The sequence below is a fragment of the Mycobacterium sp. 3519A genome (genome assembly GCF_900240945.1).
Taxonomy (GTDB): domain Bacteria; phylum Actinomycetota; class Actinomycetes; order Mycobacteriales; family Mycobacteriaceae; genus Mycobacterium.
In genome coordinates, this window is the sequence record NZ_OESG01000014.1 from 971,647 (window position 1) to 990,837 (window position 19,191).

General features: G+C 61.1%; 14 protein-coding genes. 9 read left to right on the plus strand and 5 right to left on the minus strand.

What is annotated here, in order from left to right; genetic code table 11:
• The first annotated feature begins 184 nt into the window (after nt 1-184).
• Entirely contained in the window at nt 185-1,585 is a 1,401-nt protein-coding gene (locus tag C1A30_RS25710) for a phosphatase PAP2 family protein (protein ID WP_101951136.1), read from the plus strand.
• A gap of 197 nt (nt 1,586-1,782) precedes the next feature.
• Here C1A30_RS25710 and C1A30_RS25715 read toward each other — a convergent pair whose 3' ends face one another.
• Complete coding sequence (locus tag C1A30_RS25715; protein WP_142392662.1) at nt 1,783-3,210, minus strand: ATP-binding protein; 1,428 nt, start codon at nt 3,208-3,210, stop codon at nt 1,783-1,785.
• Nucleotides 3,211-3,808: 598 nt separating this feature from the next.
• On the opposite strand from C1A30_RS25715, the gene C1A30_RS25720 reads away from it, so the two are divergent.
• The 6 genes from C1A30_RS25720 (at nt 3,809) to C1A30_RS25745 (ending at nt 12,063) form a co-directional block, all read left to right on the plus strand.
• The gene (locus tag C1A30_RS25720; RefSeq protein ID WP_101951138.1) at nt 3,809-4,732 is read left to right on the plus strand and encodes a LysR family transcriptional regulator; all 924 of its coding nucleotides are present in this window, start codon (nt 3,809-3,811) and stop codon (nt 4,730-4,732) included.
• A 518-nt stretch (nt 4,733-5,250) separates the two neighbouring features.
• Nucleotides 5,251-5,835 (plus strand): chorismate mutase, encoded by a 585-nt coding sequence (locus tag C1A30_RS25725; protein WP_101951139.1) that lies wholly within the window; start codon nt 5,251-5,253, stop codon nt 5,833-5,835.
• Nucleotides 5,836-6,651: 816 nt separating this feature from the next.
• Nucleotides 6,652-8,142: an NAD(P)/FAD-dependent oxidoreductase gene (locus C1A30_RS25730; RefSeq protein ID WP_101951140.1), complete on the plus strand. Its 1,491-nt coding sequence runs from the start codon at nt 6,652-6,654 to the stop codon at nt 8,140-8,142.
• A gap of 304 nt (nt 8,143-8,446) precedes the next feature.
• On the plus strand, nt 8,447-9,697 hold the full coding sequence (locus C1A30_RS25735; RefSeq protein ID WP_101951141.1) for a cytochrome P450: 1,251 nt from the start codon (nt 8,447-8,449) through the stop codon (nt 9,695-9,697).
• A gap of 147 nt (nt 9,698-9,844) precedes the next feature.
• Nucleotides 9,845-11,152, plus strand: a complete 1,308-nt coding sequence (locus tag C1A30_RS25740) for a TetR/AcrR family transcriptional regulator (RefSeq protein ID WP_101952879.1) — start codon at nt 9,845-9,847, stop codon at nt 11,150-11,152.
• Between the two features lie 299 nt (nt 11,153-11,451).
• Entirely contained in the window at nt 11,452-12,063 is a 612-nt protein-coding gene (locus C1A30_RS25745; RefSeq protein WP_101951142.1) for a peptide deformylase, read from the plus strand.
• An 81-nt stretch (nt 12,064-12,144) separates the two neighbouring features.
• Here C1A30_RS25745 and C1A30_RS25750 read toward each other — a convergent pair whose 3' ends face one another.
• The 4 genes from C1A30_RS25750 to C1A30_RS25765 all read right to left on the minus strand — a co-directional run bounded on the left by C1A30_RS25750 (nt 12,145) and on the right by C1A30_RS25765 (nt 16,036).
• Nucleotides 12,145-13,512, minus strand: coding sequence for an FAD-binding oxidoreductase (locus C1A30_RS25750; RefSeq protein ID WP_101951143.1), 1,368 nt, complete (start codon nt 13,510-13,512; stop codon nt 12,145-12,147).
• A 252-nt stretch (nt 13,513-13,764) separates the two neighbouring features.
• Nucleotides 13,765-15,174: an amidase gene (locus C1A30_RS25755; protein ID WP_101951144.1), complete on the minus strand. Its 1,410-nt coding sequence runs from the start codon at nt 15,172-15,174 to the stop codon at nt 13,765-13,767.
• A complete protein-coding gene (locus C1A30_RS25760; RefSeq protein ID WP_101951145.1) occupies nt 15,174-15,377 on the minus strand; it encodes a hypothetical protein in 204 nt (67 codons plus the stop codon). Before C1A30_RS25760 ends, C1A30_RS25755 begins: the two co-directional genes overlap by 1 nt.
• Before the next feature lie 59 nt (nt 15,378-15,436).
• Nucleotides 15,437-16,036 (minus strand): DUF421 domain-containing protein, encoded by a 600-nt coding sequence (locus C1A30_RS25765; RefSeq protein ID WP_101951146.1) that lies wholly within the window; start codon nt 16,034-16,036, stop codon nt 15,437-15,439.
• A gap of 937 nt (nt 16,037-16,973) precedes the next feature.
• Here C1A30_RS25765 and C1A30_RS25770 point away from each other — a divergent pair.
• Both C1A30_RS25770 and C1A30_RS25775 read left to right on the plus strand, forming a co-directional pair.
• A complete protein-coding gene (locus C1A30_RS25770; protein ID WP_160112792.1) occupies nt 16,974-17,852 on the plus strand; it encodes a zinc-binding dehydrogenase in 879 nt (292 codons plus the stop codon).
• A gap of 373 nt (nt 17,853-18,225) precedes the next feature.
• Complete coding sequence (locus C1A30_RS25775; RefSeq protein WP_101951148.1) at nt 18,226-19,152, plus strand: LysR family transcriptional regulator; 927 nt, start codon at nt 18,226-18,228, stop codon at nt 19,150-19,152.
• The last annotated feature ends 39 nt before the right edge of the window (nt 19,153-19,191 follow it).

Genomic DNA, 19,191 nt, shown 5'->3' on the forward strand with positions numbered 1-19,191 from the left:
CGCTTCCCTCTCGCTGCCGCAGCATGGCATTACCATGCCCGAGTGGTGGCGGCACCGTAGCGCAACTCTTGTCATTTCTTGCAGCACAACGATTTCGGCACCTGTTTGATCGCCAAGCTGCACAGGGTTTGGGTTAGAGTCATACAACTTCTCACCTACGACAGTCCCAGGGGTTGCTACGGCAATGAAATTGCAGACGTGTTTGGCGGTCGCGATCGTTTGCGCCGGCTCGGTGACCGTGGCCGGTATCGCCGGGGCTGAAAATCTGCCCAACCTTGACGTGCAGCGTGGGCTGGCCGCGGTCAGCTCCCTCAACACCACGGCGGCTGGCCGTGCGGCGCTGACAAGCAATCTTGCGGTGACCGGAGCGATCCAGAACGGGACGCACGGGCAGCCGACTTTGTTGCCGTTCGACGAGCAGCAGCAACTGGCGCTGCGTGATGCCTTCATCACCGACGGCAACGCCTATGAGTTGGCTGACGGCTTGGGCACCAGCCTCGGTGAGGCCTACCAGAAGTTGACGTCATATACCCGTCGCCCCGATGGCAAGACCGACTACACCAACGTGTCGCCGGCAGTGGCCGACTTGATTGCTTTCACCTCGGCCACCACCAAAGCTGACGCCAATTCAGGCAAGTTCCTTTTTGCCAACGCGACGACGGATGGGAAAACGTCGGCCCCCGCGGAGGTGGCGGCCGTGCTGTCCGAGGCGGGCGGCGTCACAGACGTTTTCGGCAAGGCCTATGACCTGCCGGCCGGCAGCGTAAAGGGCGATGCCTACGGCAATCCCCGTCCGTTCCAAACCCTCCCGCATCTGCTCACCTACAGCGGCAAGGACTTCTTCGGCGCGGATTCTGAAAGTCTTGCCTGGCTGCGTGGCCCGTCGCAGAACCTGATCGACAGCCCGTCTTATCCCAGTGGTCACACGACCCACGGCTACACCGAGTCGCTGCTGTTGGCGCTGCTGATACCCGAACGGTATCCGCAGATGATGGCGCGGGCCGCCGAATACGGCAACGACCGCATCATCCTTGGTGCGCACTACGCCATGGATGTGCTCGGCGGCCGTACGCTGGCCATCTACGACCTGGCACACCTTCTGGCGAATTCGACAGGGTATGTCGGTGTGCAGCGTGGCGACGTACGCATTGACGATTTCCGTCAGGCATTGGCTCAGGCGCGATCAGATGTCGACGAGGCGCTGTCGAGTGCATGTGGCCACACTGTGGTGGCGTGCGCGAGCGACGATCACGGCCGCTTCGCCGATCCGGGCGCCGACGAGAAGTTTGTCGCCACTACCCAAACATATGATCTGCCAGCGGTATACACCCACACTGCTGACGCTGATTCCGACGTTGGCAAGCTGGCGCCGGAGGCCGGGTATCTGCTGACGGCCGCCTATCCTTATCTTTCCTTGGACCAGGCCGACGCCATCCTGACGTCGACGCTCGGGCCGGGCGGTGGTTTCCTTGACAACGGCGGTGCTTTCGGGATCTATTCGCGCCTGGATCTGTATCGCGCGGCCAGCGAAGCCATCGCGCAGGCACCAGGCCTGGACGCCGCCGCGACTGTCCCATCGGCGTAGTGGCCTCCGCACATCCGGCCGCCACGACTAGCATTCCCCAATTGAGCGGTGAGGCTGCGGCTTTGATGTGTATTCGATCCCGCACAATGGCAATAGCGATCGGTGACGTGGCACTAATCGAGCCGCTCACGCTACGCACCGTGTTGACTCGAGGGTAGTCTGCTGGGTCGTAACTCCGGAGCCGGTTCGCGGTGTGGTCACTCCCTCGATTCGGCTCCGTGCACCGGTAGGCACGCCGTGATCCTGGTGTCGCCTGGACCGGAGACGGCACCGAGTGTCCCGCGATGTTTCCCGACGATGACACGCCATGCCAGATCTAAACCCATACCCACGCCTTGGCCGACCGGCTTGGTGCTGAAGAATGGCAGGAAGATCCTGTCGCGGACTTCCGGCAGAATGCCGATTCCATTGTCGCAAATCTGAACCCTGATCACTCCGCGGCGGGTTTGAGAGGTTTTGATCGTGACGACTCCCTGTTTGGCATCAGTTGCCCGAATCGCGTCGACGGCATTGTGGACGATGTTGGTCCATGCCTGATTGAGCTCAGCCGCGTAACACATTAGAACGGGCAAGTTGCGCGCGTAGTCTCGCTTCACCGCAATACCCTCACCGATGACGGCAGACATCACGGTGAGGGTGCTGTCCAGCAACTCATGCACATCGGCTTGTACCAGCGGCGTGCTGTCCAGCTGTGAGTACTGTTGCGCGGACTCCACCAGTGCGGTCACTTCGCGACTTGCGCTGGCGAGTTCATCGACCAACAGCAGCCTCTCCACCTCCACCGCGACCGCCGTGACGACAGTTCCTATTTCGGCGGATGCGTCCCCCTGCTCAAGGGCCTGCGCTGCATCGTTAAGCACCCCGATGTCCAGCCCCGCCGTTGCCAGGATCGGTGCGACGTCCCAGGCCTGCTCCACCCGCCGACACGAGAGCCAGTCGCCGATCTGATCTTCGTCGTCGGCCATCTGCAGCGAAGAGCGTGGCTGCGCGGCCTGTAGCCGAACTCTCGACTCGTGACGAAGTCGATCCAGCACCTTCTTGGCTTTTGGTGACAGGGCGCCGTTCGTATGGTCCAGGTCCGCAGTCTCGTGACTGGTCCGCAGTTGTGCGGCGATGCGGCGGATCGCGCCGGCGGGATTGTTCAACCCATGCATCAGACCAGCTGTCAGCGTCGCCGCCGCCTGCATGCGGTGCTGTTGACCAAGTATCTGATGGACGCCTTCGTGATCGACGATCATGCCTTGGAGCAGATGTACGGCCATCGGGTACTGTGCGCGCACGAAGCGACCGAAGAAATCGGCATCGATACGTAACAGGCTGGTTTGTTGGCTGGCTCGAACCGAGAAGGTGTAGCGCTCCGGCGGATTGTCGATGAACGATGCCGTCGCGCCGCAGTATGCTCCGCGGTGGGCCGTTCTGCTCGTCTCGACATCGTGCTCGCCGGCACGCTTGCTGAGCACAAGCTCGCCGGCGACCAGCACATAGAAGTAACACGCCGGATCCCCCTCGGCGAATATCAGGCCCGGCGCATAGTCAATGACGACGCTGTTGGCCGCCACCAAACGCAAATGTTCCGTGGGCAACGCCTCGAACAGGAACAGAGATTGCAGCAATTGCGGATCCACGGCTGATGCCGCTGTGCTGGGTGGGAGTATCACGCGCTTTGACCTCTCATTGGGTTGTGCCGCCCAATTCAGACCTTAGCCCGCAGCGCGGCACCTGGCCAGCGTCACTGGTGTTGGGCGTCCATAGCTCTCCGCCGTCGAGTCAAGATAGGACGGCAGTCCGGAGCGCTTGAGCCCGGCGCTCTGCTCTGCCCGGAAGCGATTGAAGACGCTATGCGCCCGCCTGCGTTGCACTTCCACATTGGGTGTTTCACGTGCTGCGTCTGCGTTGATATCGGGTGAAGAATCACGTTTCAAACGATTGCGGTTCGTTTAATGCGGCAAATCGAGTCCACGTGGCACAAATCTGCCGCCGTGGGCAGAATGGGTTGTATGGCCCATATCGCCACACATTCCAGACGGTTGTCAAAAGTCTGCGCGCTGTCCGGATCGCGGTGTTGTGCAATGTGCTTGTCATCTGATGCGGCGAGCGATGCACGCCAATTCTCGAATCGGCTGTGCTCGGCCGGGTGCTCCGAGACGAAGCCGGTCCGATATTGGACAGGTATGGCAGTTCTTCCACTCTTACTCGTGGTGACGGCCGATTGGAGCGCGCATCGTGGACCTGCGTGAATTGAGAACCTTCGTCGCGGTCGTGGAGGAGGGCCGTTTCGCAGGCGCAGCGCAACGGTTGAATCTCAGTCAGCCGGCAGTGTCGCATACGATACGCGGACTCGAAAAGCAATGCGGATCAGTGCTTCTCGAGCGTACGAATGCCGGTGTGGTGATGACACCGGCAGGCAAGGTGTTGTTGTCGGAAGCGCGGGCGGTGCTAGCGCGATACGACCAGACTGTCGAAGTGATGTCGCGTGGCTGGGCCGAAGACACCCTTCTTCGCATCGGCGTGCCGGTCGGGATGCCAATGGGAATGCCGAGCAGCGCCTTGGCCGCTCTTGCCCGCGCGTATCCATCGGTGGCCGTCGATGTGCGCAGCCTTTGCACTGCCCGTCAGCTGGACCTGCTGACGGCGGGGGAGTTGGACCTCGGGTTGCTTCGCCATCGACCGCCCGAACCGCATCTCGATGCCACGTTGGTTGCCGACGAGTCCTTAGGGATCATCGTCAGCGTCTCGCAAGCCGAGCGGTTGGGCCCCCCGTCTGAACCGGTGGGATTGGAAGCCCTCGTTGGGCTGGACTGGCAGGGATTCTCCCGTGAAAGCAGTCCGATCTGGTACGACGAATTGACATGCACCTTGCGCAGTTATGGACTACACATCGAACCATTGTCGTCGTATACCGAACGGCTCATGCCTGAAGTTGTCCACGCCGCTGTGAGCCTCGGTCGATCATTTGCGCTCGCCCCACCAGGTTGCCAAGATACGTTGCCAGCGCCACTGACGTGGAGACCGCTGTTGGGCAATCCCCTTCGCCGACGCACGTGGGCGGCATGGTCAGCGTCGTCGCGTCGGCGCGATCTCGGGCACCTGGTCGCGTTGTTAGAGGACCAATCCACATACGGCGGCGAGATTGCCTGCGCCAGTTGATCCCTCTCCGGCGGTGGCGCTTGAGGAACTCTCGACCTCGTCAGGAGCCAGACGCGACGAACGACATCCATCACGGGCGCCTCGCAGTCGGACGCCTTTATGAACGGATGCCTGGCCCCGTTGATGTGAGTCGTGAACTGGTGACGCGGCGTGCACCGGCCAAGTCAGTTGCAGCCTGATCTCTTCAAGCGGGCGGGAGAAGAGCCAGAGGTGAACGACGATCGCAACCTTGCTACGAACGAATTCGGCACATCGAGCCCGCCATAACAAAGCCGTGCGGATCGCGCCTGAGTGGTCATTCGACGAAAGGCGTATATGACATGAAATTCGCTGTCAGGCAGCGAATACCGGAAGTATGTCGGATGATTCGATTCGAAATGCTCCGCGCTGTACCACTGCGACACGAGATCCGTCCCCTTGTTACGCTCATCGGTGCCGATGTGACCGCTGTTGAGCCACCACGGACATAATTGCGCCTAGCCAATACGTTTCACAACGCGAAGAGGAGTACTCCGACTGTGTCGACGTCATCAGCCCGTGTAAGTCGCGCACTAGCAACAGTTCTGGTTATAGCCCCGCTTGTCGTGGCCGGCGCAACCTGCGCAACCGCGGGAGCCGATCAGATTGGGCCATTGATCAAGCTTGTCGACGACGCAGCGTTGCGGCTGCAAACCGCCGATCCGGTGGCCGCTTCGAAGTACCGCACCGGCGGAGCAGTCGACGATCCTGTTCGAGAAGGCCAGGTGATCGACGCCGTCACAGCGGCCGCTGCCGACCGACACATCGACACCGAGTTCGTGCGCCGCGTTTTCCGGGACCAGATCGACGCGACGGATTCACTGGAGCACAGCCGTTTCGCACAATGGAAGATCGATCCCGCCTCAGCCCCCAAGACGGCGCCCGACCTGACGTCCTCTCGTGATGTGATCAATCGCCTCAACACCGAGATCGTTCAAGACATCGCCGACCAGCAGGATGCCTTGCGCGGGCTCTCGTGCCCCGCCGATCTGCAGGACGCGAAGAATGCTGCGATTGCCAAGGAGCACCTTGACGAGCTCTACCAGCGGGCCCTGGATTATGCCGTTCACGACTACTGCCACTGAATTCTGACGCGGGCGGGTGGCGACGAGTTCTTGGAGGCGGCTCAAGCAAACGCTGAAGTGACACGCGGGTGACGTCCCGCGCATGAGTGGCTCAGCGACCAGACGAAACACGGGAATTTCGCGCGCAGGTCTAGACAAGATGGGTTGCATAGCCCAGAATAATGGGTGTAGCGCCCCAGTTTACGCGTGTCGTCACCGCTTGGACGCGCGGACAGGCGGACCGAAAGTAACTGCATGCGGCGGAGCGCGGCACGTAGCCGCGCTGTCTTGCAAAACGCACGATCAAGAGGTGGGTGGTGATCGATGGGATTGGCATGGCAGCCGGGGCCTTTGGTGGCGAAAGCTGCCGGTCACTTCCTCACCCCCGATCCGTTGCCGCGGCTGCTTTACAACGGGCCCCGACGGCGTCGCATGCGTGTGCGTTTCGGAGACCGGTGGATAGCCAATAGCCAACATGTGGTGCGGCTCCACGAGCCTGGGCGCTATCCGGTCGCCCATTTCCCTGCCAGCGGTGTCGCGGATGGCACCGTCGTCCAGGAGGGACGCATCACCCCATACACCGATCTTGGTTCCACTAGCGGTGGCCGGCTTGTATCGGCGAGATGGACGAGATCCGGGGCAAAGACGCCAACGGCGGGTGGCGTGGATCCTTTCGCGCGGGGTGCGACCCCGGTCGAACCGACTATGCGAGTTTTCATCGGCTTCGCCGATCCTCACGCCCGTCGGTGGGTCTTTCAGGAGCGCGGGACATTCACCATCCCGGTGTCGGGTTGGACCTGACATTCGCGAACCAATCCGCTACAGAAAGGTATTCATATGAGTAATGCAGAATTGAGCCCAACGACGGACAGCCAAGGTGTGGACACCTATGACGTCATCGTTCTCGGCGCAGGGCCTGTTGGCATCACCGTCGCCGACCGGGCTCATGCCGAAGGGCTCTCAGTTGCACTACTGGAGCGCGAACTCGTTGGCGGCGAATGCAACTACTGGGGATGCGTGCCGAGCAAGGCGATGCTACGTCCTGTGCTTGCACTCGCAGACGCGCGTCGCGTCGAGGGTGCCCGCGCCGCGGTCAGCGGCTCGCCGGAGCCGAAGGGAGTGTTCGCCCGTCGCGACCGCTACGTGACCGATTGGGACGATACGCCGGTAGCGGAGGCGGTCGCGGGGATGGGTCCTGCGCTGTTTCGTGGTCACGCGCGTATGGACGGCGTTCGGCGCGTCGTGCTCACGACAGCTGATGACGGCGTCCGGGTCTTGCAGGCCCGCCATGCCGTGGTGGTATGCACGGGCAGCACTGCGGTAGTGCCCGACATTCCCGGCGTTGCAGAAGCCAAGCCGTGGACGAACCGCAGGGCCACCGACAGCAGCGCGATACCCGGGCGATTGGCCGTCGTCGGAGCTGGAGGGGTCGGCGTCGAAATGGCCACAGCCTGGCGGGGTCTCGGTTCGGAGGTGACGCTGCTGGCGCGAACGGGCAACCTGCTGCCGAGGATGGAACGGTTCGTCGGCGAATTCGTCGAGCGCGGACTCAAGGATGCGGGAGTCGAAGTGCGCACCGGCGTGTCGGTCGTCGAGCTGCGCCGTCCCGGCGGAACCGGGCCGGTGCAGGTCATCCTCGATTCCGGCGACGAACTCGAAGTCGATGAGATCCTGTTCGCGACCGGACGTACTCCGAACACTACGGACATCGGTCTCGAATCCGTCGGCCTGCAGCCGGGAAGCTGGCTGGACGTCGACGATACGTGTTTGGCACGCGACGTCGAAGGCGAATGGCTTTACGCGCTTGGCGACGTCAATCACAAGGCGTTGCTCACACATCAGGGCAAATACCAAGCACGTATTGCCGGGGCGGCAATCGGCGCGCGTGCCAATCAGCGCCGGGTAGACACTTCGCCGTGGAGTTCACATGTCACGACCGCGGACGAATTCGCCGTGCCACAAGCTTTCTTCACCGACCCCGAGGCCGGTTCGGTGGGGTTGACCAGCACGCAGGCTGCACAGCGCGGTTATCGCGTCCGGATAGTTGACGTCGACATGGGTGCGGCCGTTCCCGGGGCGAACTTCTATGCCGACGGCTACAGCGGGCGGGCTCGAATGGTCGTTGACGAGGACCACGAATACCTTCTGGGCGTGACGTTCGTCGGACCTGGTGTGGCCGAAATGCTTCACTCAGCCACCATCGCGGTCGCAGGCCGGGTTCCGATATCTCGACTGTGGCACGCTGTCCCATGCTTTCCCACCGTGAGCGAGATCTGGTTGAAATTGCTGGAGGCCTACCGCGACGGCACGAGGCCGTCACCTGCCTAGCGGTCTTGGCGGCGCGTCTGCGCGCCGACGTAACCGTTGCAGATGCGGGGTGCCCACTGCCGCGCAGCGCGCTCATGTTCGGCAGTGGCTCCGCTGCCAATGTCGGCCCGATTGCGATGAAGGCCGGGTGCTAATCGTCCGCACGGGACCCTTCGTGGTTGCACAGTGAACGCCGCCGCCAGCACCACAGCATATGAGTGTGGCAGCCGCCCGATTGCAAAACTAATCGGTCTCATCAATGCACAGAACGGATTTGGCGAATCGTCGGAAAGTTCCGTTGCCACCTCCGCCCTAGGATCGCGATATGAACGAAACGACAGTCGACGAGGCAGCCGAGCTCTTGGCCAACCCGAAGGCCTATCTCGACGAAGAATCCCTGAACAACGGATTTGCCCGACTTCGCCAGCACGCTCCCGTAGTGAGGGTGGAGCGTGCTCCATATCGAACGTTCTGGGGGGTCACCAAACATGCCGATATCGTCGCGATCGAACAGAATCCTGCGCTATGGATCAACGGTTCGCGGCCGATGTTGTGCCCGGCTGAACTTGACGATGAGTTGGCGGAGTTGCGCAAAAGTGGTGAGGGCATCCGCAATCTCGTGCATATGGACGGTGATGAGCACCGTGCCATGCGTGCCATCGGGACGGCTTGGTTTGGTCCTAAAGCCCTTCGAGTCCTCGATGCCCGCGTCAGCGAGCTCGCGGCCCGCTACGTTGACCTTATGGCCCAGTCAGGCCCCGAGTTGGACTTCGTCGATGATGTGGCCACGGCCTATGCCGGCCATGTCATCCTGTCACTTCTCGGCCTGCCGGAAAGCGACTTCCCACTTCTGATCTCCTGGACCCAAGAGATCTTCGGGCTTGACGACGATGAGCGCCGACGTGGGCAAAACGCCAGTGACGCACTCGATGTCGTCAACGACTTCATCGAATACTTTCGCGATGTGACCGCGGACCGGCGTGCACATCCCACCGATGACCTGGCTTCGGCGATCGCCAATGCGCAAATCGACGGACGACTGCTCCCGGACATGGAGACGATTTCTTATTACGGGGTGATCGCGAGTGCGGGTCATGACTCCACTAAAGCGGCGATAGCCGGTGGCCTTCTCGCCCTGATTGAGAACCCCGTCGAGATGCAGCGTCTACGTGCTGATCCGACGATGATGCCGACCGCGGTTGAAGAGATGCTGCGGTGGACTACACCTGTCAAGGCGTTCATGCGCACCGCCAAAGCCGATACATCGGTGCGGGATGTACCGATTGCTAGGGGCGAGTCGGTGTATCTGGCCTACCAGTCCGGCAATCGGGATGAAGACGCATTTGACAACCCGATGCGCTTCGATGTGGGGCGACGGCCAAACAAACACCTGGGCCTCGGTGTCGGGGTCCATTACTGTCTCGGGGCGGCGCTGGCGCGGACAGAAATCGCCCACTTCTTCACCCAATTGATTCCGCGGATCCGCAAAGTCGAATTGGCTGGCGATTATCGCTATGTACCGACAACATTTGTCGGTGGACTCTCGCGGCTGCCGATCCGATATGAGATGTGTTGACAGCATGAGCCGTAGGGACTTCTGACAGTCCGGATGATGCTGGGACTGCCATCCTGGAGTCTCCCTGAATGATTTCTAGAAGAGTATCGCGGGCAGTTCAAAAGATTCTTGGGCGCGGCCATGACAGCCACGTATTCTTCCGGACTGATGGTTGACCAAGTACACAGTGCCGCAGGGAATCTGACGTCGCGAGGACGTGCAACCCGCGAGCGCATTGTCCGGTCTGCCGCCGACGTGATACTCACCGAAGGTCTACAAGGACTGAGCATGGAACGGGTGCGCACCGCTGCGCACGTGAGCGGCTCACAAATCAGTCACTACTTCGACGACAAGCAATCGTTGCTGCGTGCGGTTCTGGAGCACCAGATCGAGTCAATCATGGCAAACCATCAACTGCCTGAAGTCAGTGACCTTGGCTCATGGGACCATTGGGAGAACTGGATCGAATTGAATCTGCGCCATCTGCGGAACTTTGGCTACAGCGCTCGGCCTACCTATCACGGTCTGGCCGGTCAATTGGTGAAGTCTGACCAGAGTATGCGCGAAACAGTGGCCAACGGATATCAGCGGTGGATCGAGTTCTTCGAGAACCGCTTAGATCGTATGAAAGCGCAGGGTGTACTCATCCCAGCTGCAGACCCGCACCTACTGGCGCTGATTGTCACCGGTGGCCACCAGGGTGGCTGCCTGCTCAGTTTCACTTACCGTCAGGCGTGGCCACTGGCCAGCGCTCTCCGTTTCATCGTCAACCACCTACGCGGGTTCGCGTCGGATCCCACCGAACGCGTGGCCCGCACGCCGCGCCTGCGATGGGCACGTACAGATTTCAGCGCTCGTGTCGCGACCAATGAAGTCGGGTTCCTTCCGACGACCAAAGGTATGGCAACACGGGAGCGAATCGTCAACGGTGCCGCGGATTTGATGTTCCTGAAGGGTGTTCGCCGCACCAGCCTCGAGGACGTTCGAAGCGCTGCGCGAGTGAGCGGTTCTCAGCTCGGCCACTACTTCGACGACAAGTCTGACTTGACCCGCAGGGTGATAGAAGCCCGCGCCAGCGCCATGGACGCCTTTCTCGCGCAACCGCGGCTTGGTGGGTTGGCGAGCCTTGACGCGCTGAAGGCCTGGGCAAACGCGTGCATCGAGGACAGCGAACCTGTTCACCTACGCGGCGGGTGTCCGTACGGCTCATTGGTAAGTGAGGTGTTGGAGTACGACAGAAACCTAGCCGACGATCTCGCTCGCGGTTACGACGCTGTATTAGAGCGATTCCGCGCGGGCCTGGAGGGCGCCAAACTCGCAGGCGACATCGGCCCGAACTCCGATGTCGACCATCTGGCGGCAGTACTGCTCGCCGCTCACCAGGGCGGCACCATGCTCACATTCACGACCGGTTCGGTCCAGCCGTGTAGTGAACTCATCCGAGCCGCCATCGACTACGTTGCTGCCCAGCGCTAGCTGCGGGGCCCTGAAATCGCGCTGTGCTCTCGCGAGTGGCACCTCGAACAAGACGAGCGTCGAGTCCGTACGATCGAGGTGTCGGTCACTACCGCCCTGCGAACACGGGTGTGAATGCCCAACGCTTCAACGTATTTGCCCGAGTCGGCCAGCGAAGAAGCCGCGTTTAGCCCACGGAGCCATCCTCGGTTCACCCAGCCGATGGTCCGTGAAAAAGGTGACCGGAGCTCGAACCTTGTTGTCTCAGAGGGATCCAGCGTCTGTGACACGCGCCGCAAGTCACACGTAGAGTCGACCAAATGGCCGTCCTACCCATTCGAATTCTCGGAGATCCCGTCCTACACCGGGCTACCCGTGCAGTACCCGTATCAGCCGATGGTGGGCTGCCCGACTGGATGCCCGATCTCGTCACCAATCTCTACGACACGCTCGCAGCCTCTAAGGGAGTCGGGCTGTCGGCTAACCAGATTGGTGTCGATGTGAGGGTATTCGTCTATGACTGCCCCGAGGTGCGGGGTCAACCTGAACGACATCGTGGTTGTGTAGTCAACCCGGTACTTGAGATTTCCGACCTCCCGGCAGGAGACCCCGATCCGACCGCCGACGAGGAAGGCTGCCTTTCCGCACCGGGGGAGAAGTTCCCAATCCGTCGCGCGACCTGGGCGCGTGTCACAGGCCTGGAAGCCGACGGCTCGCCGACTTCCGTCGAGGGACGCGGACTCATCGCGCGGATGCTGCAGCACGAGACCGCGCACCTCGACGGACGCCTGTATATCGATGATTTGGTGCCGCCCTACGCGTCTCAAGCTGCGGAGGCGATCATCGGTCGCGGCTGGGCGGTGCCCGGGCTGGCTTGGACACCCGGAGTGGATCGCAATCCTTTCTCGGAGCGTGATGACCTACAGGATTGAGGCATTCGGCTCAGCCCCGCAGCCCGCGCATTACCGCCGGTACGCGCGCACTCTTCGGCCACTACAACTGACCCGTGTCGGTCAGAGCACGGCGCCGGGATTGAGAATGTCCTGCGGGTCCAGGGCCTTCTTGATGCGACGAGTCAAATCCATCACGTCGGGACCGACCTGATCTGGCAGCCACGCCTTCTTGAGTCGGCCGACCCCATGCTCGCCGGTTATCGTCCCGCCGAGTTCAATCGCCAACTGCATGATCTCCCCGAATGCGGCGTAGGCGCGCTTGCTCTGGTCGGCATCAGCCGGATCGTGCACGATTAGTGGATGGGTGTTGCCGTCGCCGGCATGAGCGATGACGGCACAGACGATGTTCCGGCGGGTCGAGATCGCCTCGATACCCTCGATGAGTGCTGGGAGTGCAGGCAATGGCACGCCCACATCTTCGAGCAGGAGATCGCCAAGCCGTTCGACAGCCGGTATGGCGAATCGTCGTGCCGCCGTGAACGCGTCGCCCTCTGCGGGCTCATCAGTCGCGAATACGTCAGTGGCTTTGCACTTTTGGAAGACTTCGCTCATGAAGGCGGTTTCACGGTCTCGGTCTGCTGAGTCCGACTGCGCGATCAACATCGCTTTCGCATCGAGGTCAAGCCCCATCCTCATGCTTCCCTCGACCGCGGCAATCGTGGTCTGGTCCATGAATTCGAGCATCGCCGGCCTCATCGATCGCGTAATGCCGAGAACGGCGTCTGCCGCATCGCGCACTGAGGAGAACGAGGCAACCACCGTACTGGCCAGAGGCTGGGCGGGTAACAGCCGGACAATCAATTCGGTAATGATGCCCAACGTTCCCTCGCTGCCGATGAACAGTTTGGTCAGGGACAACCCTGCCGAATCTTTGAGGCGAGCGCCGCCAAGGCGGACGGCAGTTCCATCGGCGAGCACGACTTCGAGGCCCAAGATATAGTCCGTTGTCACACCATATTTCACACAGCACAGTCCGCCGGCGTTGGTGGCCGCATTACCACCGATCGAGCACATCTCAAAGGATGAGGGGTCTGGCGGGTACCACAGCCCATGCTCGGCGACTGCTCGCTTCACGTCGGCGTTGATCATGCCGGGCTGGACCACAGCGGTGCGGGTAACGGGGTCGACTTCAATCGAACGCATCAACTCCGTCGTCAATACGATGCCGCCGTTGACCGCGGTAGCTCCCCCGGACAAGCCTGAACCAGCTCCGCGCGGGACTACCGGAACGTTGGCAGCGGTGGCCCACCGCATCACGGTTTGGACATCTGCGGTGGACGTAGCACGCACGACGGCAAGAGGATACCCGGCATCGGGATCCCTGGCCCAGTCTCGCCGATACTGCTCGGTGATGTCGGTGTCGGTAATGACTTGTGACTGCGGGATGCGAGAGACAAGGTCGTTGATGCGTTCATCTACAGCGGTCATGGCGAGTTTCTCTCCTTGAGGGCGGGCAATTCTGCGAAGTCCACGAGGGGTAGTGCAAGAAATTGTGCCGACGGATGTGCAGCGTGACGATCACGTCGTGTCGTTGATATGTTGGCGTCAAGCATTTTTCATGATATTTGGCGGATGTTGATCCCGGATCTGCGAAACAATGCGGTCTGCACTTCCCGTGTCGCGGCGTGGTGAGCTACACATGTGAAAATCGTTCGTAACTCTCTTGGTAGCGACTGCGGATCAACATTCAGCGATCGCTGGATACTTGGTCCAGAAGTCGGTACTGCGCTGATAGGCATCCGCAGCCCTCAGGACAGTGGTCTCGTCAAAGGGTTTCCCGATAATTTGAAGACCGATAGGTAAGCCGTGTGAATCGAATCCGCACGGTACAGATGCCGCCGGAAGACCGGCGAGATTGAACGGTACGCAGAATCGCGCAGACATCTCGAACACCGACTCCTCACGCGCGCCGATCCGTGACAGCGACTGTCCGACCTTCATCGCGGTCGCTGGCTGTGTGGGCGTGACCAGGAGGTCGACTTCGCGCAGCGCTTCTGCAATGTGGGATTGAATCACCGCCCTTGCTCTCTGTGCGTTGATGTAGGTTGAGGCAGGCATTGCCGAGCCCGCCTCCAGCAGAAGACGCGTCTCGTCGCCGAACAGGTCGGGACATTCGCGCAGAGCTCGCTGGTGGAACACTGCGGCTTCGGCCGTCGCGATCGCGACCATGCAGTCCAGCGCCCCTGAAATATCGTCGATGCGGACCCGCACGATTTCAGCACCGAGAGATGCGAAATGCTCGATCGCGGCTTCGACCGCCTCGGTCACCGCCGGCTGCACGTCGTCGGTGAAATAATTCAACGGAACGCCGATTCGCATACCCGCTACGTCGCCGGTCAGTCCCGCCGTATAGGGGGGAACGTCGACGTCTTTGGTGTGCGGATCCGAAGCATCATGTCCAGCCATGACGTCTAGCAGGACTGCGAGATCGCGTACGGAACGGGCCATCGGCCCTGTGTGGTCAAGAGACCAGGAAAGTACAGTGACGCCAGCTTTGCTGACCCGGCCGTAGGTTGGCTTGATTCCGACAATGCCGTTGGCCGCCGCGGGCGCTCGAATCGAGCCGCCGGTGTCGCTGCCGGTTGCAGCGAAGCACAGACCGGCCGCTATGGCGGCCGCAGATCCGCCACTCGAGCCAGAGGGGATATGGTCCAGGTTCCAGGCGTTTTTGGTGGGCGCCGAATCGAACCCGAACGCGAATTCATGTGTGGTCACCTTGCCGAGGACGATGGCGCCAGCTTCCTTGAGCTTTCTTACCGTCGTTGCATCTGCGGTCGGAACGTGATGTTCGCGCACCTTGGAACATGATGTGGTTCGAATTCCGGCTGTGTCATAGATGTCTTTGATGGCGATCGGAATGCCGTGCAATGGACCTCGATTCCGGCCCGCTGCGATCTCATCGGCTGCGACTGTTGCATCATTGAGGGCTTGTTCGCCGAGCACTGTCACATAGGACTGCAGCGCAGGGTCGATCTTGGCGATGCGACCCAGCATCATGGTGGTCAAGTCAACGGGCGACACGGACTGACTGGCAATCAGGGCAGCCACGGTCGAGATGTCTAGTTTCCACGCGCTGGTGATGTCGTCCATCAAGCACCCCCGCCGCCCCGCGCGTCGAAGCAGACCGCGAGGCGTGCGTCTTGATCGATAACCGCAACTTGTCTCATCACGGTGTGGTGAATCGCAGTGAGCATTTCCGCCACCGCCGCAGCGCTCTCCGGTCGAATCTGAATGCCGGTAGCGTTGGCCATGGCCGTGACATCGTCGGACGACAAAGGTCTTTCCTTCATCATGTGACCCTCCTTAATAGGCAACTGCGCATTCTGCGCTTCTAGCGCTAGGGCGCTTCGCGTTACGGTGAACTGCCCGAAGCGCTTTCGATCCTTGCCGAGGCAGACGATGCGTTCGGCTTGCCGTCGCCGTCCTCGTGCGGCCGCTCGTCGGACGGGACCACAACCGGATTCAGCAGCTTGTTCTCAGCGATGACAGAGATCGCGCCGCTGGCCTCGAAGACTGCCAGCTGGACGCCTCCGGCATTCTGATAGCCGTGCTGGCGCAACGCGGATTCGAGGTCAGCAGTGATGAGTCCGCACTTCTTGATGGCCTCAGGCAGCATCTGACCGTCACGAACAATGATTCGTGGAGGTGGGTCGACGAGCCGGTGCAGGTCCGCGATGAAACGCAACCGAGTCAACGCTCGATGGACAATCAGTAAGCCAATGAGGGCGGCAGTGGCGGCCAGCCAGGAGATGTCGCTCGCGGTCGCGGATCGACCGACAATTGCGCCAGCGGCTACAGCTGCGATCCAGTCGAAAGGGCTTAAACCGGAAAGCGCCCGTCTGGCGAAGAAGCGGAACAGTAGCGCCGCAGTGAGAAAAAGCGCTGCAGTTTTCGCGACCGCATCAATGGCAGTGGACAGATCGCCGATCATGGCATGCACGAATGGTGTCATGTCTGACCCTCGGTGCGGTGTCTCAGGCCTGCGGGTCGCGTGCGCGTTACGGAACGGAACTTCCCGTTACATGGCCGATACGCCGTCTTCATGCCTAACCCTTTCTAGCTATTTTGGAGGTTACAGCAGTTCGCGGGATGATAGAAGCTGTTTCGCCATATTCGTGTGAAGCTATTTGGGCTACAAGACCCAAATTGGCCCGAAACCCGACACGATGTTGGCCACTGAGCTGCCGTCCCCCGACCACGCTGCCTGTGCCCGGCAATACCGCTGCTGGTCACGACGTCACATCTTGCACCATGCGCTTCTCCTACGTCCCAGCAGCGACTTTGCCACATGAGCACCAGCGGGATCAGCCTCGCCGGGTGCTGCAATGCGCGGTTGCGTGCGTGCGGCGACTGACCTCTCACTGGGTCACCTAGCCCAATAAAGAGTGTAGACCGGCAGGTGGCGGCGATGACAGTGTTCGCCGAAAACAAGCTCCCGCCTGGCGGCCCCCTAGCGGCAACACGGCCGGTCTCAGCCGAAGCGCGGATGATTGCTCAGGACCTAGTTGGCACTACTTCGCCATTGCTCCACCATGAAAACTCTTGATGGACTGATGAAATATGTGAAAAATTCCGACGGACGCGGTCCGCGCGCGTGTTCGTTATCTATTCATTGCCGGCAAAGGTTGGTCTCGCGGTCGCAGCCGAGCCGGGCAGAAGATCACCTCGAGCATCGAAACAACGCGGCGCGCGATGAGGACCTCCTCGGAACTGTTCTCAGGAGTCGATGCTCGATCCGATGTCGTGCCACGAGTCGACGACACTGTGTGGAAGGGCGTTGTCTGATGTTTAGTGGTAGAGCCTGGAGGGCGGAGGCTTTCGGTGATCCGCGCGCAGTCCTGCAAGTCGAGCAGCTCAGCTGGCCGTCGCCATCATCGGGGCGGTTGTTGGTGGAAGTGCGCGCCTGTGCGGTTGGACTGGCGGACCTGCTGATGGTCACCGGTGATTATCCGCTGACGACGACGCCGCCGGTGGCCCCCGGACAAGAAGTAGCCGGAGTCGTTGTCGCCGTGGCTGATGGCTCGGCATTCGCACCCGGCGACCGGGTTATGGGATCGACTGCCTTTCTTCAGGGGTGGGGTGGTTTCTCTGACTACACCTACATTCGAGAACCGACGGCGCAGAAGATTCCTGCACCACTGACAGACGAGGAGGCTGCGGGATCAGTCATCGGATTCCGCACCGCTTATGCAGGATTGGTGCAGAGGGCCGCAGTCACGCCAGGCGAGGTGCTAGTGGTCCTCGGGGCGGCCGGGAACACGGGCGCGGCGGCAGTGCAATTGGGTAAAGCATTGGGTGCGAGGGTGATCGCTGTTGTGGGTAGCGACGAGAAGGCCGAATTCTGCTCGCGGCTGGGCGCCGATCACACAGTGAACTATCACAGGACAGATCTGGTCGACGTGGTCATGACAGTTAGTTGCGGCCGAGGCGCCGACGTCATCTTCGATCCGGTGGGTGGCGAGCTCGCCGCGCGTGCCGTCTCGGCGATCTCACGGTTGGGCAGGGTCGCGGTCGTCGGCTATGCCAGCGGTCGCTTCGTCGTCCTGGATCCTGTCGACATGGTGTTGCGAAACTACTCGGGGATCGGAGTGTTCGCAGGGGGAACACCAGAAGAGGACGAACACGCGTATAGCCGGCTGGCCAAGTTGGTCACCATACGCGCGATCAAGACTTCGGTGGCGGCTGTCGCCGCGTTTGGTGACGTACCCGAGGTCATCGCCGGGATCCGTAGCGCCCCTGCCGGTAGGTCGGTTATCCGACTTCGTTGACGAACAGGTTCCGGCGTAGCGCGCGCCGACAAATTGACGGCGCTTCCGACGTAAGTGAGTGACTCATCGCCTGGGTGTCGAAATCGGTGCTCGCCAAGGCGCCCCCATTCCGAACGTACCGAACCCTTCGGCAACCGCATCAGTAGCCGTCATTCAGCTGAGTCATGGCACCTATAACAAAAGGTTGGTAAGAGCGGAAAAGTACATGGCGCCGCCATGTCCGGAAAAGGTGGGCTCCACATGTACTTTCGGTGGACGCCAGCCGTACCCTAGCTCGTCGGAGCCGGACCGCGTCCTCATACTCGCCGACTAAGTTTGCCGAGAAGATCTCGAAACCATCGTGTACTTATGGCACGGATTTGGAGCCGTAACAATGGACTTGCGTGAACTGCGGACGTTTGTCGCGGTGGTGGAGGAGGGGCGGTTCGCAGGCGCAGCGCTCCGGTTGAATCTCAGCCAACCCGCGATATCTCACACCATCCGCGGCCTTGAAAAGCAGTGCGGAGTGGCTTTACTCAAGCGCACAAGCGCTGGCGTGATCACCACGCCGGCAGGGAAGCTGCTGTTGAGTGAGGCTCGAGCGATACTCGCTCGCTATGATCAGGCGCTGGCTTTGATGTCGGCTCGCGACGATCGAGATTCGTCGCTCAATATCGGCATACCCTTCGGTCTGCCGCCGGGTCTGCTGGGTAATCCATTGGCGGCGTTCGCAGAACAGTTCCCATCGAGAACCGTAGCCATAAGGCAAGTATGCACCGCCCGCCAGATAGCCATGATCACCGCCGGTGAGCTCGATCTTGGTCTGCTTCGTCACCGACCGCCCAAGGCGGACCTTGATGCAACCCTTGTCGCTGACGAATCACTGGGAGCCATCGTGAGTGAGTCTCAGGCCGAGCGCTTGGGCCAGTCAGAAGACATCGGCCTGGATTCACTCGTCGGCCTCGACTGGCATGGTTTCCCCAGAGAGAGCAGTCCAGTGTGGTACGACGAGCTCACAGCGACCTTACGCAGTTACGGGTTACACATCGAAACCTCGAGTCTTTACCAAGACGAATTGGTGTCCGAGGTCATTTACGCGAGTGTCAGTCTGGGCCGGTCATTTGCCCTCGCGCCGTCAACCTGCCGTGACGACCTCCCGCCACCTCTGAGATGGCGAAAGCTGACCGGAGATCCCCTTCGCCGCAGGACATGGGCGGCGTGGTCTGCCGCATCGCGCCGCCGCGACTTGGCTTTCCTCGTCGGCCTACTGGAAACCGTTCCCACTAACTCGACATTCGTCCGACGCGATCCCGAAAGGTGAGTCGGAGGCGGTCAGATCGTTATTGCCATGCCGCTTCCG

Excerpts from the sequence above, each read along its gene's own strand:
- C1A30_RS25710 (WP_101951136.1), top strand. The coding sequence starts at position 185 with ATGAAATTGCAGACGTGTTTGGCGGTCGCGATCGTTTGCGCCGGCTCG.
- C1A30_RS25730 (WP_101951140.1), top strand. The coding sequence starts at position 6,652 with ATGAGTAATGCAGAATTGAGCCCAACGACGGACAGCCAAGGTGTGGAC.
- C1A30_RS25735 (WP_101951141.1), top strand. The coding sequence starts at position 8,447 with ATGAACGAAACGACAGTCGACGAGGCAGCCGAGCTCTTGGCCAACCCG.
- C1A30_RS25740 (WP_101952879.1), top strand. The coding sequence starts at position 9,845 with ATGGTTGACCAAGTACACAGTGCCGCAGGGAATCTGACGTCGCGAGGA.
- C1A30_RS25745 (WP_101951142.1), top strand. The coding sequence starts at position 11,452 with ATGGCCGTCCTACCCATTCGAATTCTCGGAGATCCCGTCCTACACCGG.
- C1A30_RS25750 (WP_101951143.1), bottom strand. The coding sequence starts at position 13,512 with ATGACCGCTGTAGATGAACGCATCAACGACCTTGTCTCTCGCATCCCG.
- C1A30_RS25755 (WP_101951144.1), bottom strand. The coding sequence starts at position 15,174 with ATGGACGACATCACCAGCGCGTGGAAACTAGACATCTCGACCGTGGCT.
- C1A30_RS25760 (WP_101951145.1), bottom strand. The coding sequence starts at position 15,377 with ATGATGAAGGAAAGACCTTTGTCGTCCGACGATGTCACGGCCATGGCC.
- C1A30_RS25765 (WP_101951146.1), bottom strand. The coding sequence starts at position 16,036 with ATGACACCATTCGTGCATGCCATGATCGGCGATCTGTCCACTGCCATT.
- C1A30_RS25775 (WP_101951148.1), top strand. The coding sequence starts at position 18,226 with ATGGACTTGCGTGAACTGCGGACGTTTGTCGCGGTGGTGGAGGAGGGG.